General features: G+C 38.0%; 10 protein-coding genes. All 10 read left to right on the plus strand.

What is annotated here, in order from left to right; all coding sequences use genetic code 11:
- The 10 genes from KDJ85_RS09355 (at position 1) to KDJ85_RS09400 (ending at position 23767) form a co-directional block, all read left to right on the plus strand.
- Positions 1 to 819 carry a hypothetical protein gene (locus KDJ85_RS09355; RefSeq protein ID WP_225819423.1) on the plus strand — a complete coding sequence of 273 codons (819 nt, stop codon included), beginning with the start codon at positions 1 to 3 and terminating at the stop codon, positions 817 to 819.
- Entirely contained in the window at positions 807 to 1322 is a 516-nt protein-coding gene (locus KDJ85_RS09360; protein WP_225819424.1) for a hypothetical protein, read from the plus strand. Before KDJ85_RS09355 ends, KDJ85_RS09360 begins: the two co-directional genes overlap by 13 nt.
- A 1-nt stretch (position 1323) precedes the next feature.
- Positions 1324 to 2868, plus strand: coding sequence for an ATPase, T2SS/T4P/T4SS family (locus KDJ85_RS09365; protein WP_377210595.1), 1545 nt, complete (start codon positions 1324 to 1326; stop codon positions 2866 to 2868).
- A complete protein-coding gene (locus KDJ85_RS09370; protein WP_225819425.1) occupies positions 2852 to 3880 on the plus strand; it encodes a type II secretion system F family protein in 1029 nt (342 codons plus the stop codon). The genes KDJ85_RS09365 and KDJ85_RS09370 overlap by 17 nt, the downstream gene beginning before the upstream one ends.
- An 11-nt stretch (positions 3881 to 3891) precedes the next feature.
- Positions 3892 to 5106: a hypothetical protein gene (locus KDJ85_RS09375; protein WP_225819426.1), complete on the plus strand. Its 1215-nt coding sequence runs from the start codon at positions 3892 to 3894 to the stop codon at positions 5104 to 5106.
- A gap of 1 nt (position 5107) precedes the next feature.
- Positions 5108 to 5932, plus strand: coding sequence for a prepilin peptidase (locus tag KDJ85_RS09380; RefSeq protein WP_225819508.1), 825 nt, complete (start codon positions 5108 to 5110; stop codon positions 5930 to 5932).
- Between the two features lie 433 nt (positions 5933 to 6365).
- Positions 6366 to 13529 carry a Tc toxin subunit A-related protein gene (locus tag KDJ85_RS09385; protein WP_225819427.1) on the plus strand — a complete coding sequence of 2388 codons (7164 nt, stop codon included), beginning with the start codon at positions 6366 to 6368 and terminating at the stop codon, positions 13527 to 13529.
- 44 nt (positions 13530 to 13573) lie between these two features.
- Positions 13574 to 17971 carry a SpvB/TcaC N-terminal domain-containing protein gene (locus tag KDJ85_RS09390; protein ID WP_225819428.1) on the plus strand — a complete coding sequence of 1466 codons (4398 nt, stop codon included), beginning with the start codon at positions 13574 to 13576 and terminating at the stop codon, positions 17969 to 17971.
- Positions 17972 to 17984: 13 nt separating this feature from the next.
- Complete coding sequence (locus KDJ85_RS09395; RefSeq protein WP_225819429.1) at positions 17985 to 20867, plus strand: RHS repeat-associated core domain-containing protein; 2883 nt, start codon at positions 17985 to 17987, stop codon at positions 20865 to 20867.
- A gap of 35 nt (positions 20868 to 20902) precedes the next feature.
- Positions 20903 to 23767, plus strand: a complete 2865-nt coding sequence (locus KDJ85_RS09400) for an RHS repeat-associated core domain-containing protein (RefSeq protein ID WP_225819430.1) — start codon at positions 20903 to 20905, stop codon at positions 23765 to 23767.
- The last annotated feature ends 87 nt before the right edge of the window (positions 23768 to 23854 follow it).

Consider the following 23854-nt stretch of genomic DNA (forward strand, 5'->3'; position numbering starts at 1 on the left):
ATGAAAGATATTCTTTCTGGATGGCGAGAGCATGGATTACTGAAATCTAAAAATATGTTGATTTCTCTAGTCGTGATTGCTGTTTTTATTATGATTTCCATAGGTGCTTACTATATATATCAAAAAAAGGTTGATGAAGAAAAAATAGAGCAGCAAAGGCAACAATTAATTATTAGTGAAAAGAAAAAGATATCTGATTACTATATTAGTCAATCACGAGGATACCAAATTGATGACTTAATAAGCATACTCGAACAAATTATGGTGAGCCGCTACACGTTTACACTTAGTGGTTTTTCCGAGGATTCCTTTAATTGTAATACAGAAGGTTGTGATTTTTTCTATAAGTTAAAACAAGGTGCTATATTTAATGTTCAGGAAAAAATATTTTTCAATGAAGAATATGACGGAACAATCAGTCCAGATAGCATTGGGTTCTCTAATTTAAAAATAAATTACACAAATGGCCTAGTGATAGAAAATATTATTAATCATGTGCATGGTAATACGCCGTTATGTAATGATTATATCAATTATATTTATGCATTTAATTCGGCTAAAAATAACCCTCATGAAAAAATAATATTTATTGAGCTTCCGTCATCATCAGTGGCTAATTTAGAACAGAAATATTCAGATTATGTAGATAGTCACCATCTGCTATTTTCAAAATTCGAGTTAATACTTCCTGAAAACCCATTGAAAATTAAAAAAATACTGGAAAGACAACCTTATATTAATTTTTATACTTTTAAGTCTATCGAAAAATTAGATAGCAACAATATTAAAGTAACAGGAGTTTTTACATGCACAAAATAATTCTTCCATTATTTATCGTTATGATAAGCAGTCAAAATGCTTTTGCAGAAGAGCAGAGTGAAAGTGTAGATGCAGTGGCTCCTGAAACTGCTGAACTTTCTATCGAACAGAAAAATATCATCGATTTAATGCAAAACAACCTGAAGTTTGAATCTGAAAAACTAAATATAGAAAATCAAATCACATTAGCGAAGCTAAGAAAGGAACTTAAAGAGGTTAATGAGCTACTCAATGAGCCAATGGTTCAAGAAAGAACTATTGTGAATGAGCCTGAAAATGAAGCTTATGAACAGAAAATAACTGAATTAATGGATGCACCGATTAAACCCACTGAAAGGCCAAAGGTAATTATGATTTCTCATATTGCAGGGGTAAAAAAAATTGGTGTCATTAATCCTGAAAATAAACAAGTCACTTTTACTACAGAGAATACACCATTTAAAATGAATGGGACGCGTTATCGTGTTGTTCTAAAAAATCAACAATATAGAGTTATTGAATGAAATGAATCTACCTGTTGATTTGATTTATTTAAATAATATAGAAAATGGCGTAAAAGCTTTAGAAAAATGTCAATTAAATTTATTAGAAAAAGATTTGATTACAGTTGATTATAATAATAAAAAATATCTGATTGTTAACAAGTTGGAAATTAACCACCTAGCTGCTGCTTATATGGATTTACATTATGCGATATCTGTATATAAAAAGGCTATTAACGGGTTTATGTTAAGTAATGAAGCCCAGTATTATCAAATAATTGAAAACGCAACGCGAGCAACAAGTAACAGCATTTTACTTGAAACGAGCCATGTTCAAAAGGAACTCGAAAGTTTATTACAAATAGCGGTAGATACAGGGGCGAGTGATTTGCATATTACACGAGGAGATGTGATTGCTAAAATTGAATTTAGAGTTAATGGTTCTTTAATTCTCTATTCACAAATGACATCAACAAGTTGTGATGAGTTAGTTTTCGTCTTGTATAACGTTGAGGCTACAACGAAAGAAACAACGTGGAATCGTCAGCAGCCACAAAGTGCGAATATTCTTTATGATTTACAAGGTAAAAAATACCGCTTTAGGTATGCTCATTTTCCTATATTTGGTGAATCGAGTGACTGTTATCACTGCGTTTTACGAATAATTCCCGCATCCATCGATACTAATCCAAATCCTAGGCTCGAAAGTACAGGGTTGTCGCCAATAGAAATCGACGATATTAAAACGATTTTAAGCAATCCTTATGGTGCATATTTTATCGCAGGTACAACAGGATCTGGAAAATCGACAACACTTAAAACAGTTATGGAGTGGCTGCAAATTAACCGCTTCAATAATAAAGGTTGCTTTTTGACTGTTGAAGATCCAGTTGAATATTATATCTATGGCACTAAGCAAAGTTCAGTATTAGATGTTGATGGAGGGGGATTTCATTCGGCTATAAAGTCTGCACTTCGCCGTGACCCAGACGTTTTAATGATAGGCGAAATTCGTGACAAAATTTCTGCTAATGCGTTATCTGGTGCAGTTGAAAGCGGGCATTACTGTTTCACTACAGTACATGCGGGAAGCATTGTAACGTTATTACAACGATTATCTGCATTAGGAATAGCAGGTGACAAACTTTCCACACCTGGCTTTATTGCCGGCCTACAATGTCAGAAGCTAATGCCTCTTTTATGTCCCCATTGTAAAAAAACGGAGACCGTTATCTTGGGTAAGTTTCAAAAAGATATTTCTATTATCAATCGTGACGGATGTAAACACTGCAAAAATACAGGAATTAGCGGGAGAAAGTTAGTGGTTGAATATATGCGACCTTCAATCGATGAACTATCCGCAATTGCGAAAAATAACTGGTTAGAAGCCTATGTGTATTGGCGGAAAAAACGTTTTATGGGTGAGGGGATCGGAGAAGGGTTTCAAATAAAAGAAAAAACGATGTTACTCGTGATTGAAAATAAAGTTTGTTATCACTGGTTTACTCATGAGTTTGGTGTTATTCCCCCTGAAGATCTGGAGGTGATATTTGAAAAGATTCACTAAGTCTCAACGATTATACTTATATCAATTTTGTGCAGATATGATTAATTCTAACCTTCCAATATATGATTCAATCATAAAACTTAAAAAAGAAGGCGGTTCAATTATTGGAAAAGGATTCGTGAAAAAATTGAATTTCCTTTTAGATAAAATGGCAAATAAAGAATCTATCGCCTCTGTTTTTGACGGTATGGTACCCAAAAATGAACTCAGTTTAATTTATTCAGCAGAAAAAAGTGGGGCACTAGCAAATGGTTTTACCAGTATTATTGATGTGATTAAATATAAAGATCAACTAATGGCTAAGGTCATTAAATCAATAACTTTCCCTATGATTATGTTTATTTTGTCATTGGTTGTTATTGCGGGTTACTCACTAAAGGTTTTTCCTGCATTTGAAAAGGTTTTACCTGTGAGCCGTTGGCCTGGAGTGACTAGTTCACTGTATAACTTTGGACTAGCATTATATGAAGGGTTATGGATATACATGCTTGTTTTTTTAGTCATTAGCACCATCGTTATTCGTCTCATAATGGCAAACTTAACAGGTTTAATTCGTGACCGTTTTATTGACAAAGTTATACCATTTTCGACATTTAAGCAATTAAATGCCTCTATCGTATTAAACAGTTTATCTGGCATGCTTAAAAATAAAATACCCATTAACGATGCCTTAACGATATTAAGTTTAAATGCAAATCGCTGGTTGCAAAGCCACATTAAAATTATGCAAGTTAATATGGCAAAAGGTATGAACTATGGTGATGCACTTAATACTGGGTTATTGAATGTTCATGAACTTTTGAATATTAGCTTATACTCAGCACTGCCGTCATTTCATGAAGTTTTAACATCCGTATCAGAAAAATCCAAAATAAACATTAATGAGAAAATGGATAAATTAGCAGCATTATTAAAGTCATTTTCAACATTGATATTAGGAGGTTGCGTCATTTGGGTGTTTATTGCTTTATTTTCTTTATCCGACCAATTATCGAAAATGTCACAAATGTAATGGGTAAAAACATGAAATTAAAAAAAATATGTTTAAGTGCATTGCTATTACCAATGGTTGTTAATGGTGCTTATACAAAAGGGATTAAATATATTGATGGCTCAGGACCAGTAAACCCAGCTAAGCTGGTTTGTGCTAATACCTCTACACCGTTACCACTTGTAGTTTCATCATTAAGAAATTTTGGCATGATTTCAGAGTTTAAAAACCGAATTCAAGTCAAATATGAAGTGTATTTTTGGAGAGAGGATGAACGAGGTATTCCAATAAAACTGGCTAATTTTTTTGGTGACCGACAAGTCAATTGGGATGGTGCCCCCTCTTTAGGTCCTTACGGAAGAGGAGACGAAGTTTCACAAGTTCCGCTCAGTGCAAGATTTATTAAGGGAATGAATGTTTCTGATGCAGGGATTGGTTATCCTCAAGATGCAGATAAACAGAAATGGTTCGAACCATATTATAACCAAGTTATGATGTGGAAAAATCCGAGCTCCTATTCTCTTTACTACAAGCCCGTCGTACAACGTATGGTCGGGGGAATAATGCCCGTAAGTTTAAGGCAACCTGATGAAATTATGTGGATACCGACGCGTTCAATTAAGAAGTTAATAATCAGAGTAGAAGATAGAGAATCACCACCAAGACCTGAAATTTCTAATATACCTGCTTTTGTTGCATTTACTTGGAGTGCTAAACCTGGTTATAACCCAAAATCAATGGATCCACCGATATTAGAACTGAGTAAAGTTGAGATGTCTGGCTGGGATGAGGAAAATGATGGCAATATCTCAATAGGAATTGATAAAGATTTAAAAGTTCAATATTTATCGAACTTGAGTGCTAAAGTGAGTATGTCATTAGGGGAAACCTATGCTATAGCAATGGATTGGAGCCGAATTCCAGATATTCGTAATCTTGCAACCAATACCAATTATTCTAAACAATATAGAGAAGAACGGAATGCTTTTGCAGGTCCTCGAGTTGGTTTTGCTGATTTATATCAGGAAATGGCGCGTGGAAAAAAATTTCCACAGTATGACATAAACTTAAAAAAAACTGATTTTATTTATACTAATACGGACTTAATTACTGGAAACTTAGCTGAGTTTGGCTACAAAAAATATGCTCAGACGTATTTTAGGGGAAGTATTAATGCCTACAATAACGTTTATATTAATGAGGGACAGTATCGTAAAGATGGCTCAATCTTAAATGTTTGTGATTAATATGTATAATTTTATTTATCTTTTTTATGTTTTCCTTGCATTTGTTGTAGGCTGCTGTATTGGAAGTTTTGTGAATGTGGTTATTTATCGATTACCACTCATCATTTTTAATCGAGGAGTGGGGGAGTTATTAACATTAAGCTTTCCTCATTCTCATTGCCCACACTGTAAAATTAAGGTATATAAACGCGATAATATCCCTGTTATTAGTTGGTTTTTATTAAAGGGTAAATGTAGACATTGTAAAAACACAATATCAAAGATATATCCACTTTCGGAATTTATTTTTGGCGTTGTTTTTAGTGTGTTTTTTTATTGTTTTTATCAAAATAATGAACTGATGACAATAATTGTTTTTCTTCTTGTGTTTAGTCTATGTTACGCCATCTTTTTCATTGATCTTAAATGGTATCTCATTCCTGATGAACTAAGTTACTTATTGATGTGGTTAGGTTTAGTGAGTTCAGTCTTGAAATGGACATCTGTTATTCCTATTCAAGCGGTACTCGGTTGCGCTTTTATGTGGCTATGCATAAAAACTATTATGATAGTATTTAAATTTGTGACAGGGAAAGAGGGAATGGGTGATGGTGATGCTAAATTATTTGCCGCAGGGGCTACATTTATTGGCATTTCACAGGCGCATTGGTTATTTTTACTATCGTCCATATTTGGCATAATATGCTATGTCATATTTAGATTATACAGTTATTCTCCTGATCGAGGTGATTATAAAAGTTACTATGACATTGATGAGAAACACCATGTGCCTTTTGGCCCTGCAATTTGCTTAGCAATTATTTTTTATTCTATTATAACCAGATGAACTAATTGTTTACGTGCTAAATATTTAAGAAATATGCTTTATATATATCTTAGTTAGTTAATGAATTGTTTTTATTTTTATTGCTAATTATTGGTTTTATTTATGATTGTTTATTGTCTTTTTTTGGGGTATATTTATTTCGTAATTAATCTTTACTTTCATTTTCATGATTCGCTATTTTATGGGGTGCTGGTCACCCCTTTTTTTATGAATATTTATATTCATATTTTGTTTATATTTACATTATATACTTCACTCTTTTGTTTAGTGTTTAATAGCAATAAAAAAAATAATTTATTATTTTTATTTTAACACTAAATTGGAATTAGTTTAATTGGTCATAAGATTGTTACCTACTTAGTGGCTGTTAAAGTAGTGTCTTATTGATTTTTAGATATGAGACTATGAAACCATAATGAGTAAGGAGTGTTTAATGCCATCATTTGAAATGATTTCAAATAAAGTTAATAAATTAAGTTCGAAAACACTATCATTAGCAGATATCATGTTAATGTCTCAAGAACAGTTACATGAGCAGTTTAGTCATATTTTAAACAGGAATGAAATCGTCAATTTATATGAAATTGCACAAGAAAAACGCAATGAGAGTCGATTATTTGAATCCCAATTATTGGCCCGTATTAACCCTCAAACATCCGCTTTACGATCATTAAATGTAAAGTCTCTCGCTGAAAAATACAGTTACATTGATATGTTCCCTGAGCGCTCTAATTATTTTGTTAGCGAGGGGTCTGTTTCTTCTTCATTTTCTCCTGCCGCTTATTTAACTGAGCTTTATCGAGAGGCTCTGCCTATTCATGACAAACAGTCTGTATACAATTTAGGTAATAGGCGGCCAGATATAAGTAATATACTGTTATCTCAAGACAATATGGACACTGAAATGTCCACACTCAGCTATGCAAATGAAATACTTGTGAGTGCAATTTCAAGCATTATGGTAGAACCACCCGATAAGATTGAAGAAAAATTATCATCATGCCGGCAGGGTGGAGGCCTACCTTACCACCACGCTTACAACACCGTCCGCCTAGGAATTTTTCAGCAAGATCCCCATTTAAAAACAATAAAAAGCTTACCACTTTTAAATCAACTACTCGCAGCACAAAGATTGACAGCCCTTAGCTTAAATCTTCCACCAGAAAGCTTTGCCATTTTGATAGAAAGCGTCACTGAGGACGAAGAGAAAATTCATGAACTTTATGATAAGAATTTTGAAGGGGTCAGCGAATCTGATTTATCATCGATAAATCAGTTGTCTCGTTATTATCAAGTTTCTACAGATGAAATTGCCACCTTAATTGAATTAACTTGTTTAAGTTGTGGTTTTTCAGGTACAGGTATTGATGGTAATTACAGCGCATTATTTCTTCTTTATTTCAACAAAATGGTTCGGTTATTCAGGGCGACAGAGTTAACGATACAAGACATGGAGCGCATTGTTCTTAATACAGATTTGCCTATTGATAAGTTAACACCCGATATTATTTATCAAATAGCGCATGCGAAAATATTTGTGCAGCAAGGTTATTTAACGCTCTCAGAAGCCTTCATTTTGACTAATTCAATGGTTGGCATAAGGTCAACATCGCTACAAGTCAGTCAGTTTGATCTTTTATTTAATACACCATTACTTGATGGGAAACGATACGAACTTGATGAACAACTCATTACAGTTCATCCAGATAAACTCCTTCAAGGCGAAAGCTTTCACCGGTCAGTATTGAAACGTAGTTTTAAGGTTGATGATGCTGGATTATGGTTACTTCATCAAATGGGGAGCAGAGATAATTCCTATGCATTTAAGAACACAAGGGAAAAGCTATCAGATTTATATCGGATCGTGTTGCTTGCACGTGCTCATGCATTAACCATTGATGAACTTGAGATTATCTTACAGTTATCTGATTATCGTGAAGTGCCACTCTATGACCTCGACAATGACCAACTACATGAAATTATACACTATGTATCGAAGATCACTTTATGGTTAGCAGAGCAAAATTGGAGCGTTTATCAGTTATTTATTATGGTAGGCGATATTACAAGTACAGTGTGGACTCCAGCCCTCGATGATTTACAGCAAACGTTATTAAATGGCATTGGTGCAGCACCTAATTTACATGGTGAAGCACTTGTGACAAGAATGGCACCATTTTTTGTTTCAACATTGTCCTTAAATTCTAATTATATTTCAGAACTATGCTTGCATTGGGTTAACCAGATAAAGCCCAATGGGCAAACGACGGATAAATTCTGGCAACTAATCCAAAAGAAATATCTTACAGATGCAGAACGCGCTGATGTTATTGCATTTACACAAACGCTAACACAATTATCTATTATTATTAATCAAATTCATCTAAGCGAACAAGAATTAGATCTGATTATTAAAAAGCCATCGTTATTGATTTCTAGCCTATCCGAATTAGGTTTAACGACCGAAATATTATTACAATTAACACAATTTCATCAATGGGTGAATGGTTCAGGTGAATTTTCAAATGATGTGCTTACCGCATTGAATCATCAACAATTATCCGCTGAAATTTTAGCGAGTAGTCTAAACGATGATGTAGCAAAAGTGGGACAAGCACTTATGCTCGCTCGGCAAATTGGACTTAGCCGCAATCATAATGATGATGTCTCTTTGCCTACACCAGAACGAACCTATTTAGGGCACTGGGATCAAGTTTCGATAGCAATACAGTTACTCTGTGTATCAAACCTACTTAATATCACGCCTGATGGGATAGTTCAGTTGCTCGAATTATCTTACGACCCTAAAAAAGGCTACTCTTCCTGGGCTGTACAAAGCCATCTAATACAAGGCGCTTTGAAGCAATCCGATAATGAAACAGTTTATCATCAATTAGAGGAACAATGGGGGAATGCATTAAACACATTTTATCGCTTGAAAGCGGCTCCTGTCCCATTACCTACTCGTGATGATGTTTACTATTATTTATTAATTGATAACCAAGTCTCAGGGACAGTCACAACATCTCGAATTGCAGAAACAATTGCATCGTTACAACTCTACATCTACAGGGCACTCAATGATCTAGAAGACAAAACCGAAAGTAGAGTAATCAGCCGCCCATTTTTTATCAATTGGGATAAATATAATGCTAGATACAGTACATGGGCTGGCTGTTCTCAGTTACTGTACTACCCTGAAAACTATCTTGACCCAACAATGCGAATTGGGCAAACACAGATGATGGATGGCATGTTACAAGACATTAGTCAAAGTAATTTGCCCCCTGATACGATAGAAACTGCGTTTAATTCTTATCTTAGTCAATTTGAACAAATCGCAAATTTAAATATCGTTAGCGGTTACCATAATAATATTAATTTCGATAATGGGTTTACCTATCTTATTGGCCATTCCGCAGATTCTAGCAGATTTTATTGGCGTAGCGTCGACCAAGGTCAGTTTAATGAAGACGGAATATTCCCAGCAAGTGCTTGGAGTGAATGGAAAGCCATTCAGATGGGAATAAATGTAGTTCAAGACTGGGTAAGGCCGTTTATTTTGAATTCGCGACTTCATGTTGCTTGGGTTGAAAAAGAAAAACAAACAGATAGTAACAATCAACCAATAGAACACTATACACTGAAAATCAGTAAGTTAAATTACGATGGCACGTGGGCAGCGAGCAACTCTTTTAGCCTTGATAGCACATTACGTATTTTTTCAAAAGACAAGTTATACCAAGTTGGGTTCTATTGCTCTTTGTATAGCAATATGGTGGATGGGTTAGAACAAGATATTATCTATATACTTTTTTATACGAAAAAACAATTTTATTCAGAAGAAATGCTAACTACCGCATCAGGCTTATTTATTTACCCCAATATGACAACCAAGGCTATGAGTAGTCAAGATTCAAAGAATATTATTATCAAGGTTCACAATGATTTAGATACATTACAAAGCCAATATTTAATTAAAAAAGTCGCGCAGGATAATTATTTATATAAAAAATTTCAATATACCTATATCTATGCAGAATATGGCTACGATAACTTAACTATGCTTAGTGGAAGTGGCCTTAGCAATATTAGTGTTGTTGAATCAGGAAATAGGGTAATTACATTAAGCCTTGACGCCAATTTGAGTATCTCTTATCGGGGGGAAGGAACACGTCAGCGTGAACAATGTAATATGATGAAAAAATATTATAATAATGAACCAAGCGAGTTTGTTATTTACTCCCAACAAACACTTTCGGGCAAGCCGCTGTATAATGTCGTACAACATACAAAGACGGGAAGTAAATACAAACAAAATATTCTTCTTAATAACCCGAGTGCTGCTGACTTTTATGTATATAACTTAGGAAGTGAAGGTGGTAGTTGGCCCATCCCACCTTCAGAAGAATACTATCGACTTTCATATTCAAAAGAATCAACGACCCCAATAAGAAGAATGGAGGTATCGGATTCTGCCAACAATAAATCAAAAACAGATGGCTATTATGATATTAACACAGCACTCCCACCCCAAAATGTCTATGTTCATATTTTTTCTGGGGATACCAAGAAAAATTTTCTAGCCAGTAACTATGTTGAAAAACTACCAAACTTCAGTTTAGAGGAGATGATTTACAATTTTACGCATTTAGAGATTGATATTCCCCTTTCTGAGTTTATTAATAATAAGCTAACGGTTACCGTGAGTTATAATGCATACCCTACTGATATGCGCAGTTTAGGAACAAGAATTTATAAAATTGAAATACAACGGCAAAATCCCAATATCGAAGTTATTAGTTTTAATAAAACAAATTTATATGCGCAATACATGCAACGTGATATGCATCGAGTTCGAATTAATACCTTATTTGCACAGCAGTTAATTACCAAAGCGAATAAAGGTATTGATCAGATTTTAACAATGGATACGCAATATTTGCCTGAACCGCAAATGGGGAATGGTGATTATATTAGAGTCACTATACCTAAATACGATGTTGAGCTTCATGGTAACTCAAGAGCGGCTAAGCTACTTATCGGGTCAGAAAGTGCTTCTATGGCTGTTTTTTGGCAGGGCAGATTGAATGATATCGATACGAATATCGTGCTTTTTGTTCCTTTAAGCCGAAAGGCATCACCATTCAATGATATTATTGATTTTCCTAGTAATACTGAATTAACTTTACAACTGCATTTCCAAGCTCAGAGTGGTCTTTCATCTATTGGTATACTTTCTGCTTCAGTGGCAAATAACCGATTTTATCTTTCTAATTATACGCCAAATAGTCATCAACCTGTACAAGTTGAATTGCTAAAAAATTATATTGAGCCAATGGATTTTACGGGGGCTAATTCGTTGTATTTTTGGGAGATGTTTTATTACTTACCCGCTATGGTGTGTTCTCGGTTATTACAAGAAAACCAATTTGACCAAGCGCTTATCTGGCTTAAGTATATTTGGAGCCCAATGGGGTACCAAACATGGCAAGGCAATAAAGCGCCATACTATTGGAATTGCAGACCACTTGAAGAAAGTATCTCTTGGAGTGCGTCGACGATTGATACCACAAACCCTGATGCGATCGCACAGCATGACCCTATGCATTATAAGGTCACAACATTTATGAAAATGCTTGATTTGCTAATTGCTCGTGGGGATGCAGCCTACCGGCAACTTGAAAGGGATACGCTGAATGAAGCTAAAATGTGGTATACCCATGCGCTGAGTTTACTTGGAGAAAAACCTTATATTCCTAATGTAGGCGATAAATGGGGGGATATTAGTTTAGGCGCCGCCGCAGAACAACAGCGCATAAATAATTATCATGATGATCTTACCCAGCTCTATCAGAATGGCGTTTTACGTGAATCAACCGAAAGAGTTGAACAACTGACGACATGTTTCTATCCGCAAGTGAATACAAAGCTTGAAGGCTACTGGAATCTATTAGAGCTACGGTTATATAACTTGCGCCATAACCTTTCAATTGATGGACAACCTTTGCATTTACCTTTGTATGCTGAGCCCCTTTCCCCAGAAGTATTAAAAAGCTCGAGCATTGTTTCATCACACGGAGGGAAAGCATTACCGAAAGTACAATTACCCCTACAACGTTTTGCCGTTGCATTAGGTAATGCACGTGGATTAGTCAGCCAATTGATGCAATTTGGCAACATGTTGCAGGGGATCATTGAACGACAGGATAGTGAAGCGATGGCAGAGATGATGCAACTACAGGCTCGTGATCTTTCTCAAGTATCCATTACCTTGCAAGAATCAACCATCGCTGAAATTGAAGCGGATAAAAAAGTTCTACAGACTAATAGACAAGGCGCTTTACAGCGTTTCAATAGCTATACCAGCCTTTATGATGAAAATGTGAATGTGGGTGAACAATTGGCGATGGATCTCTTTTTATCATCATCCATCACAGCATTGAGTTGCGAAGCATTGCGTATGTCAGCAGCGATAATGAATATGATCCCAAATATTTATGGTCTTGCCGTTGGCGGCGGGGAGAGTGGCGCTATTTTCAATGCGTTAGCCATTGGCACAGAAATGAGCTCTCATGCTACGCGAATTTCAGCGGAACGCCTTAGTTATAATGAAACCTATCGACGCAGACGCCAAGAGTGGGGGATCCATAAAGATAATGCACGGAATGAGTTGGAACAAATAGATGCTCAGCTTGACCTGTTGGGAATTCGTCAGGAATCGGCAAAGCTGCAAAAGCGCTATTTAGAAATGCAAAGAGGACATACACAAGCTCAACTGGAATTTATACAACGCAAATTTAGCAATAAAGCCATGTATAACTGGTTACGTGGTTGTTTATCTTCAATTTATTACCAATTTTATGACCTTACATTGTCTCGTTGTTTAATGGCTCAAGAGGCTTTTCGTTGGGAAACCAACCAACGCGATGCCATATTCATCAAACCAGGCGCATGGAACAGTAATTATGCGGGATTACTAGCAGGAGAAAACCTTGCCTTGAATTTGGCTCAACTGGATGAGGCATACATCAAACAAGAAACTCGCCCAATGGAAGTGACTCGTACAATCTCTCTGGCGCAATGGTACTCCTCACAACCTGATGGTAAAGGTTTTGCCTTAGCGGATGAAGTGAAAAACATCTTGATTAAAGAGGAAGGCGGGGTGGGAACTCGAGAAAATGGATTAGTACTCGATCGTAATGGCATTTTAATGAGTACATTTAAACTTGCTGATTTTAATATCAAAAATGACTACCCAGATAATCTAGGCAATATTCGTCGAATTAAACAAATTAGCGTGTCCCTTCCAATGCTAATGGGGGCTTATCAGGATATTCAAGCCGTGCTGAACTACAGTAGTAGCCTTATCGTACCGAGAGGTTGCAATACTATTGCACTTTCCCACGGCATTAATGATAGCGGTCAATTCCAACTCAATTTTGATGATCCCCAATTCCTACCTTTTGAAGGCATTCCTATTGATGATAGCGGGATTTTCACCCTCAGTTTTCCAAATGCAACAGGAAAGCAAAAATTATTACTTTTGAGTTTAAGTAACATTATTTTGCATATTCACTACGGCATACGTCATTAATCTCATGGAAGTACAGGCAGGAGACTGCCTGTCAGGAAAATACTATGGAAAAACAATCTGGTGTTAATATTGCGCCATTATCGCTCCCCAAGGGGGGAGGAACTAGCCAAGGTATGGGAGAGAACATTGCAAATGCAGGCCCAAGTGGTATGTCATCAATGTCAATTCCACTTCCTTTATCTTCAGGGCGAACCTATTCACCCTCTCTTTTATTATCCTATAGCAGTGGAGCAGGGAATGGCGCTTTTGGCTTAGGCTGGCAAGTAGGGCTGTTATCGATTAGCCTCAGAACCCAACATGGCGTTCCCCGTTATGCAGGAAAGGATCAGTTTTTGTCGCCAGCAGGCGAGTTATTAGTGATAGCGCTCAATACATTAGGCGCTGCCGATGTTCAACGACGCACACAATTACAGGGTGTAACGCTATCATCGACACATATAGTGACGACGTATCAACCGAGAGTGATTGAAGATAATAGCCGCTTAGAATATTGGCAACCGAGTAGTGAAGGTGAGGAAAAGCCTTTTTGGGTTATTTATTCACCTGATGGAAATATCCATTTTTTAGGTAAGACGAAACAGGCACGTATTTATTGCGCTGAAAATACCAACCAAATTGCGCAGTGGCTTATTGAGGAAACCATTACGCCTACGGGAGAACATGTTTATTATCAGTATAAGGCCGAAAATATCGCTAACTGTGATGAACAAGAACAAGCGCTCTCTTCTGCAACTGAGGGGGCACAACGTTACTTATGGCAGGTTTCGTATGGCAACATTCAAGCAGCACAAACCCCTTTTATTCTAAGAGACACACCTATTCAAGAAAATAGTTGGTTGTTTCATGCCATCTTTGATTATGGTGAGCGCAGCATCATCGATATAGATAAGCCCGATTATCATGAGCAATCACTTTGGTTGTGCCGGCCTGACTGTTTTTCACGGTTTGAATATGGTTTTGAAATAAGAACACGTCGCCTTTGCCAACAAGTCCTGATGTTTCATCGGGTTGATTTATTATCAGGCGCAACTGCCTCTAAACAGCCACCTGAACTCGTCGCCAGAGTAGTGTTTGAATATGATTTGCAGCCTATATTAACCACTCTGGTGGCTGTAAAACAAATAGGGCATGAAATTGGAGAGGAAATAGTTACCAGAGCGCCTTTAGAATTTGATTATCAACATCAAGAACGTCCTAAAGCGAGTCAATGGGGGGAATTCACGGCACTACAATATTTCAATTCACAGCAGTCATATCAACTAGTTGATTTATTTGGTGAAGGAATTTCGGGGATTTTATATCAATCACCTGAAGCTTGGTGGTACCGTTCCCCTGAGCGGGATGCCGCCATTGGGGAAAATGCGGTGAGTTATGCGGAACCCACTGCATTAGTGCAAACGCCTTCTTTAAAACAAAATGCGGTTTTGATGGATTTTACGGGGAATGGCCAATTAGATTGGGTTATTGCTCAACCTGGTCTTGAAGGTTATTACACTCAACAGCCTGATAATCGCTGGACTCAATTTATTCCCATCTCTGCATTTCCGACGGAATATTTCCACTCTATCTCACAACTTATTGATCTAACAGGAAATGGTATCGCAGACCTTGTTTTAATAGGCCCAAAGAGTGTACGTATTTACCCCAATAATAGAGAGGGGTTTTCGGCGAGTGAACTCACGATACAGCCTGATGGTGTGGTTTTACCGATTGCCAATGCTGAAACATTAGTCGGGTTTAGTGACCTTTTAGGATCAGGCCAACAGCATTTAGTTGCAATTAATGCAGAAGGGGTCACTTGCTGGGCAAATTTAGGCTATGGTCAATTTAGTCCCCCACGCACGCTCGACGGTTTTAGTTTGCCAAAAGCCTTATTTAATCCAAATTTTATTTATCTTGTTGATACGGATGGCTCTGGTTATGTTGACTTAATTTATGTGCAGCCGACACAACTTTTAGTGTATAGCAATGAAGCGGGTAATTGCTTTAGTGAGCCTTATGTCATCGCGTTACCCACGGGGGTGCAATTTGATAATACATGTCTGTTGCAAGCTGCAGATGTGACGGGTATGGGGGGCGTTAGTTTAATCTTAACTGTTCCACATCAAGCCCCTTATCACTGGAAATTGGATTTTTCCTCGGAAAAAGCGTGGCTATTAAACACAATCAACAACAATATGGGGGCTGAAACGTCACTGAGGTATCGAAGTTCGGCACAATTTTGGCTCGATGAAAAAACGAAGTTGCAGAAAATGGGCTTACCCATAGTTTCGCATCTTCCATTCCCTATCCATGTTTTATGGCAGACACAAAGCGTGGATGAAATTACGCAAAACTGTTTGAGCAGCAGTATACGTTATGAGCAAGGGGTTTGGGATGGTGTTGAACGTGAATTTCGTGGTTTTGGTTACTTGGAAATGCTCGATACTGATGAGCGAGCCCAAGGTAATGCACCAGAACGTACTGCTCCAACCCTCACAAAAAACTGGTTTTTAACGGGAAATAAAACGGTTGACCAGCAACAATATCACTATTTTTGGAAAGGAGATCCTCACGCATTTGACTATTTATATCCACGCTACAGCCAATGGGTTGATGATAAAGATATATCACTGGATACTTTTCCTGATGGGAGTGAATATTGGCTTTCCCGAAGTTTAAAGGGAATGCCGCTACGTACTGAGGTGTTTGGCCTAGATGGGAGTGATAAACAACATATTCCCTATAATATTGTAGAATTTCGGTTTCAATCGCGTTTACTTCCCTCCACATCGGCTCAATATGTCACCCAAGTTTCACAAATAGAAGAAAGAACTTATACCTACGAGCGAATTATCCCTGATCCGCAATGTGCGCAATCCATTGTTGTTGAACAAGATTTATATGGGGCAGCCCTTAAGGAAGTCACGATTGCTTACCCTCGAAGAGCAAAATCTGCAAGTGACCCTTATCCAACGACACTTCCAACTACCACTGTAGGAAGCAGCTATGATGAACAACAAACTATTTTACGCTTAGTGATAAAACAATCGCGATGGCATCAATTAATCTCCTCTGATACTTATGTTTTAGGCATTGCGGACTGTCAACGTAGCGATGCATTTGAATTTGTGGCCACAGAGGTGCCAAAAGAAGGGATTACGCTTGAAACGTTGATAGCTAGCAATGGCCTATTAGGTAAACATCGTGCTTCAGCGTACTTAGGTCAACAGCGGATCGTTTATACCGATGGTAAACGCGAGTTTGTGGAACCTGTTTTCCCTGTTCTCGTGGCGTATACCGAAACCGCAGTTTTAGATGAACAAGCATTAAAAGCATTTGATGGACACATTGGAAAAGAGGAGCTTCTTCAATATTTACATAAAGGTGGCTATACCCAAGCGCCACAGCTATTGGGACATTCCACGGAGTTGGTTTGGTGTGCACGTCAAGGTTACACCGATTATGGTGATGCAAAACAATTTTGGCGGCCATTGGCGACTCGAACGACGTTATTAACGGGGAAAACACATTATCGTTGGAGTCAACATTACTGTGTAATCACTGCGATGGAAGATGCAGCAGGCATGACAACATATGCACAGTATGATTATCGGTTTATGACGCCAATTCAAATTCAAGATATCAATAATAACCAAAGTCATGCCGCATTAGATGCCCTAGGGCGAGTCACATCTACACGTTTTTGGGGAACAGAGAATGGCTTACCGTGTGGTTATAGCCCTCCGTCAGATAAACCTTTTAAGGCACCATTAACTGTTGAGGGCATTTTAAGTTTGCCAAAAGGTACTCCTGTTTCCCAAGCAATTGTTTACTGTGATGATAGCTGGATGTATCAGATTGATAAACCAAATGATTTACCTCATGATTTTAAAATAACAATAGGGAAAAAAATAGGTTCTTTAGCACTACGTCGGTTGCGAAGGTCTTGTGCATTAAAGCAAAACCCATTTGTCGCTTCGACGACGGGTATGCGTATTCCACCGCATTTTTGTACGATTACGACCGACCGTTATGATAATGACCCTGAACAGCAGTTGCGCCAACAAGTGGCTTTTTTTGACGGTTTTGGGCGATCGCTACAAACATCTGTACGCCATGAAGCTGGAAATGCTTATGTACGTGATGATTCAGGGGCTCTTCAGTGTGATCCTCAAGGACAGTTAATTGAACGCTTTACGCCAACTCGTTGGGCTGTAACAGGAAAAACAGAATACAACAACAAAGGTCTTGCCGTCAGAACTTATCAACCTTATTTCCTCGATAACTGGCGTTATGTCAGTGATGCTAGCAGCCGCAGTGATTTGTATGCCGATACGGTTTATTACGACCCACAAGGAAGAGCTAGCCAAGTATTAACGGCTAAAAATTATTTACGGCGTACTCAAATATTCCCGTGGTTTACAGTTGAAGAAGATGAAAATGATACGTTAGAAGGGTAATCAGGGGGAGACGATGAAAAAAAGCGTAAACATGTCTTTTCATGCAGGAACACCCACAATACAAGTTACGGATAATCGGGGCTTGACTATCCGCCATCTACAGTATTATCGGGAACCCAAACAACCCACAGATCTCGATGAACGAGTCACATTACAGCAGTTAAATATACAGGGGTATTTAGTCAGTTCAGCTGATCCTCGGTTAGGCTTAAGCAAGATAAACAACATTATTTCCCTCTATAATTTAATGGGGGAGACCCTGTTCACTCATGGGGTTGATGTGGGGGATTCCGCTGCGCTAAATGATATTGAGGGACGTTTATTATTTAGCATTGACGCGAATGGCGTTCGTCGAACTTGCCGATATGAGGTAAAAACGACGTTGGGTCGGCCTATCAGCATCTCGGAACAAATTAAAAACGAAGCGCCTTATATCAGCGAATGCTTTATTTATGCAGGTTCCTCCATCGACGAACAAAAAGCAAATTTGGCGGGGGCCTGTATTGGTCACTATGATACAGCGGGGTTATTAGTATTAAAACAGGTTTCCCTTCAAGGGAAGCCGTTGTTAACGACTCGTCAGTTTATACTGAAAATTGAAGAGAGGAAAACGGATGTTAATTGGAGTAATGGTGAAGAAAAACAAAAGCTTGAAACAGAAGAATACTGCCATCAAATACACGTTGATGCCACAGGGAGTTTACTGAAATCTATCGATGCGAAAGGCCACCAGCAACGCTATGCATACAATATTACTGGGCAACTTAAACATCATTGGCTAACTATTAATGGTCAAAAAGAGCGCTCAGTGATTCAATCGGTTGAATATTTAGCAACAGGGCAAAAACAGCAAGAAGAATTGGGTAATCGTGTGCTCACACAGTATGAATATGAGCCACAAACACAGCGTTTATTGTGCGTCAAAACACAACGGCCTAATACTCATCCGCTAGGCTTCAAACTTTTCCAAGACATCCATTATGAATATGATCCTGTGGGAAATAGGGTAAGTATGCGTAATGATGCAGAAAAAACGCATTTTTGGCGTAACCAAAAAATATCCCCTGAACAGTGCTATCAATATGATTCATTATACCAACTGGTTAGCGCAACAGGGCGTGAAATGGCAAATATTGGGCAACAACATCATCAAATACCTCACTATGTGCTTTTTGATAATGCAACTTATACCCAATATATTCGGCATTATGTTTATGACCGAGGAGGAAACCTAACCAAAATCCATCACCATTCTCCTGCCACCAATCAAAGTTATATAACGCAAATGACGGTGAGCGATAAAAGTAACCGTGCCATCAGCACGTCATTAGTCACAGAATCGAACCAGGTTGATGATTTTTTTACTTTAAATGGCCAGCAAAAACAGCTGATGAAAGGGCAATATCTCAATTGGAACCCGCGTCAGGAATTAAAGCATGTTTCCAGCCTAAGCTTGAATGAACATTATCGTTATGACAGTGCAAGTCAGCGTGTTTTCAAAATGAGTCAACAAGATCATTCTTGTGTCCAAACAAGGTATTTAACGGATTTGGAAGTCAACATTACACAACGAAACGACATCATAAAAGAGCGTTTACAGGTCGTTAACATCGGGGGGGAAGATAATGTTCAAGTGCACGTTTTACACTGGGAGGACAACGCGCCGGATGGTATCAAGAATAATTTATGGCGTTACAGCCTCGATTTTTGGGCTGGTAATGGGGGTTTAGAGTTAGATGAAGAGGGGAGAATTATCAGCCAAGAGGAGTTTTATCCCTATGGTGGTACAGCTGTTTGGTTGGCAAGTAATCAGGTAGAAGCTGATTATAAAACACGACGTTATTCGGGGAAAGAACGTGATAAGACTGGGTTGTATTATTACGGTTACCGCTATTACCAACCGTGGGTTGGTCGTTGGTTAAGTGCAGACCCCTTGGGAACGGTGGATGGGCTGAATTTCTACAGAATGTCTCGTAATAATCCGATCAACTATCATGATCCTAATGGCCTATTTCCTTTTCATTTGCTTAATCCATTACATTGGGTCAGAGAGTTAAGGCGAAGAGCAGCAGAAAGAAAAACGGCTGAAAATGCAGATTATAGTTATATTTTCATGGCTAATGGCCGTTATTGGAACAACGGTTTTTATGATAAAGCGAGCTTTGATCGGATCACGCGTAAAAACATTGAGTACTTACGCAAGGTTACCTCACCATTGAATGAGATGGAATCAAGTTTTGTTGAACGATTTACCAAATTGAATTTTACATTACTTCATGCGTCAAAGACGGATTTTATGGTTAATGGTGAGGTCACATTTAAGTCACGAGTCGCATTAAGAAGAAATAATGTTATTGATTATACACATGAGCACACCAGCTATTCAGATGAAATGAATTTACAAACAAAGGAATTTGTTTTTTTCTCACTAGGTATTGAAGGGGCGGAAGGTAAGCAGGTTAGCCGATTTGGCGATAAATTATATAGTACCCCGTTAAATAGTGTCGAAAATGAACAATATATGCCGTATTCACATATTGCGATTAATGACACCTTAAACTACGGCACGCGACAATTCTCAACGCGCTTAGGGCGTACGTTTGGCCGTGATGATGGCAATATCCTTAAAGAAGAAATAATTGCGGGAGAAGCTAGCGAAACTGTCTATGCCTACCGCAATTTTAAAGAAGCAATTGCGTTAAGAATAATCAACTCTGCAAAGCTACTTTCTCCAGCGGGATATGGCCGCATAGTTAATACTCAGAGCAATCAAGAGTTTGATATGTTTATGTCATTATTATTTCGCCCCCAGCTTCTCGTTCCAAGAGAATTAAAATCAAAAAATACCACAATAAGAACAATTCAGCATAGGCCTGAACTCATGGGGACATGTTAGGAGGTAATTAATTTCTTTGTAACATAAGGAGAAATATGACTTTTTTATTGTCAACAAAAACACCAACAATCGATGTTGTTGATAATCGAGGACTAAACATACGGACGTTTGAATATCATCGACACCCTAATGCACTGGATATGACTGATGAGCGAATTTCATATCAGCAGTTTAATATAAAAGGTGATCTGTACAAAAGTACTGACCCACGTTTACATATTCATGTCCAAGCTAATTTTTGTTATCACTATGATCTGCTGGGAACACAGCTTTATTCAAATGGCGTTGATAATGGTGAGGTACGGCGGCTAAATGACATTGAAGGGCGTTTGTTAGTCAGTATTGATGCTAATGATATTTGGCGTACGTGTGATTACGAGGGTAAAAACACGTTAGGGCGATTAATTCGTTGCTTTGAACGTGATGCTGTCACTACTGCGAGTGATTTCTTTGTTTATGCAGGTAATTCTCCCGCAGAGCAGGCAAACAACTTAGCAGGGCACTGCGTTTCCCACTATGACCCCGCAGGGTTATTACAGCTAAATCAAATATCCCTCACTGGAGCGCCGCTTTCAACTGTTCGGTGTTTTATTCAAGATGCCGAGAATGCGGAAGTCATTACAAATTGGCGGCAGGGTGAAATGGATAATGTGCTTTCGCAAGAGATTTTTGTTAATCAAAAGGCCTATGATGCGACAGGCTCTATATTATTGACGCAGGATGCGAAAGGCCATCAGCAGCGCTTATTTTATGATATTGCGGGGCAGTGTACAGGGCATTGGTTAACGATTTCGGGTGAGCCCGAACAGGTTCTTGTTCAATCTATCACTTATACCGCCAATGGAAATATTGTGCGAGAGGAATGGGGGAATGAGGTGGTTTCATGGAATGAATATGAGCTTCAAACCCAACGTTTGGTTCGATCTCGAACAGAGCGACCAGTAACCCATCCTCTCGGTTTTAAACGCCTACAAGATTTATATTATCAATATGATCCCGTAGGAAATATTGTTTGTATTTACAATAATGCTGAACCTATACGCTTTTGGCGAAACCAAAAAATAGAGCCGAAACAAAGCTTTGTCTATGATAGCTTATATCAATTGGTGAGTGCATCAGGGCGTGAAATGGCAAGCAATATCACGGAAAAGACTAAACTACCTAGGTATTGTTCGTTCGATAATATGACTATCACCCAATATTTTCGTACCTATCAATATGATCGCAGTGGCAATTTAATACAGATTCACCATCGAATGCCAGCGACAAACCAATGTTATACCCAATCAATGACCACAAGTACGCACAGTAATCGTGCTGTTCTCGATTCACTTACTACACACAGTGATGAAGTTGACCACTTTTTTACACCTAGCGGACAGCAGACACAGTTATTTCAAGGGCAATGTCTTAACTGGACGGTACGGCAAGAATTACGACAGGTTTATCAGGGAGGGGTTAATGAACATTATCGGTATGATTCGAATAGCCAGCGTGCTTTAAAGGTTAGCCAACAAAAATCAAATAGTTACCAAACCTATTACTTAGACGACTTAGAATTGCGTTACAAACAAATTCATGGAAAAGAAGCAGAGGAACTACAACTGATTGTTGTAGGGGATGTGGGTATTGCATCTATTCGCGCTTTGCATTGGACGAATAGAAGGACAGATAAAATTAAAAATAACGTAATACGCTACAGTATTAATGCGTTAGCGGGGAGTGGTGATTTAGAGCTGGATCAATCAGGGCAATTGATGAGTTATGAAGAGTATTATCCCTATGGTGGAACTGCAATATGGGCAGCACGTAGTGCGCTTGAAGGGGAAGATAAGACACATCGTTATTCAGGTAAAGAACGGGATGCAACGGGGCTTTACTATTATGGTTATCGCTATTATCAGCCATGGTGTGGGCGTTGGTTAAGTGCCGACCCTGGTGGAACTGTCGATGGATTGAATTTGTTTCGAATGGCAAGGAATAACCCACTGAAATATAAAGATAATAATGGGCTAAATCCGTTTAATCAGATTGTTGAATATTATCATCGGCGTATTGATGAAAAGGCTAAAATAAGAGCCAATGAAAGTTATAAAATCATGTCGACAGGAATCGACTGGGTTTCACGTTATGATGATTCAATCCCGTTTATGGATCTCGATTCTTTCAATGCAATGACGCAGGATAATATGCAGAATTTGCGCCTTTCTGCGGGTGAAATCAGGGGCGATGCGTTAGAGTTTGTGACCAATTTCAATGAATTAAACTTTGATTTAATTCATTTTACAGATAAACAATTTTTAGAACGTGGTAGTCATGCCGTTTTTCGTTCCCGGGATAGCTTGCTAGACAAAATGCTGATCCGCTCTGACCAAACGAATACCACAAATTTCGATTTTGTGGGTTTAAAAACAAAAGATTTTGTTTTTTTCTCTCTCGGTGTTGAGGGAGTGACAGGGAAAACAAGTAGCCGATTTGGTGATTTAAAATATGTTACCCCACTAAATTCAGTGCGTGATTATAAGTATTTAAAATATGGACATATGGCAATTAATGACACGGTGCTGTTTGATAAAAGAATGACATCACAAAATAGGCTTGTTGACAAATTCCAAGGTGATCTGTGTGCTGCGGTGACATTAACTCATGAAAAAATTGCAACAAAACCCAGTGATACGCTTTATCCATATAGTGATTTTAAAGAAGCACTTGCATTACGCATCGTCAAATCAACACGATTACTCAACAAACGTTCGCAACAACTTGTTTTCTCAACAACTTCAGATTCAGAATTCGATAAATTAATTTCCCTTTTTTACCGACCTCAAATTCTTGTCCCTAAAAAATTACATTCGAAGAATACTCGAATTGAACAAGGGCGGAGAATGATTCTTCATTAATAATTTGAATATAAAGGAGAATAGGATGAATTTGTCTTTGTTTACATCAACACCATTAGGGGTTGTGGGGTCAATTAAACGTTTTTT

This window comes from Providencia vermicola (assembly GCF_020381325.1).
Lineage (GTDB): Bacteria > Pseudomonadota > Gammaproteobacteria > Enterobacterales > Enterobacteriaceae > Providencia > Providencia vermicola.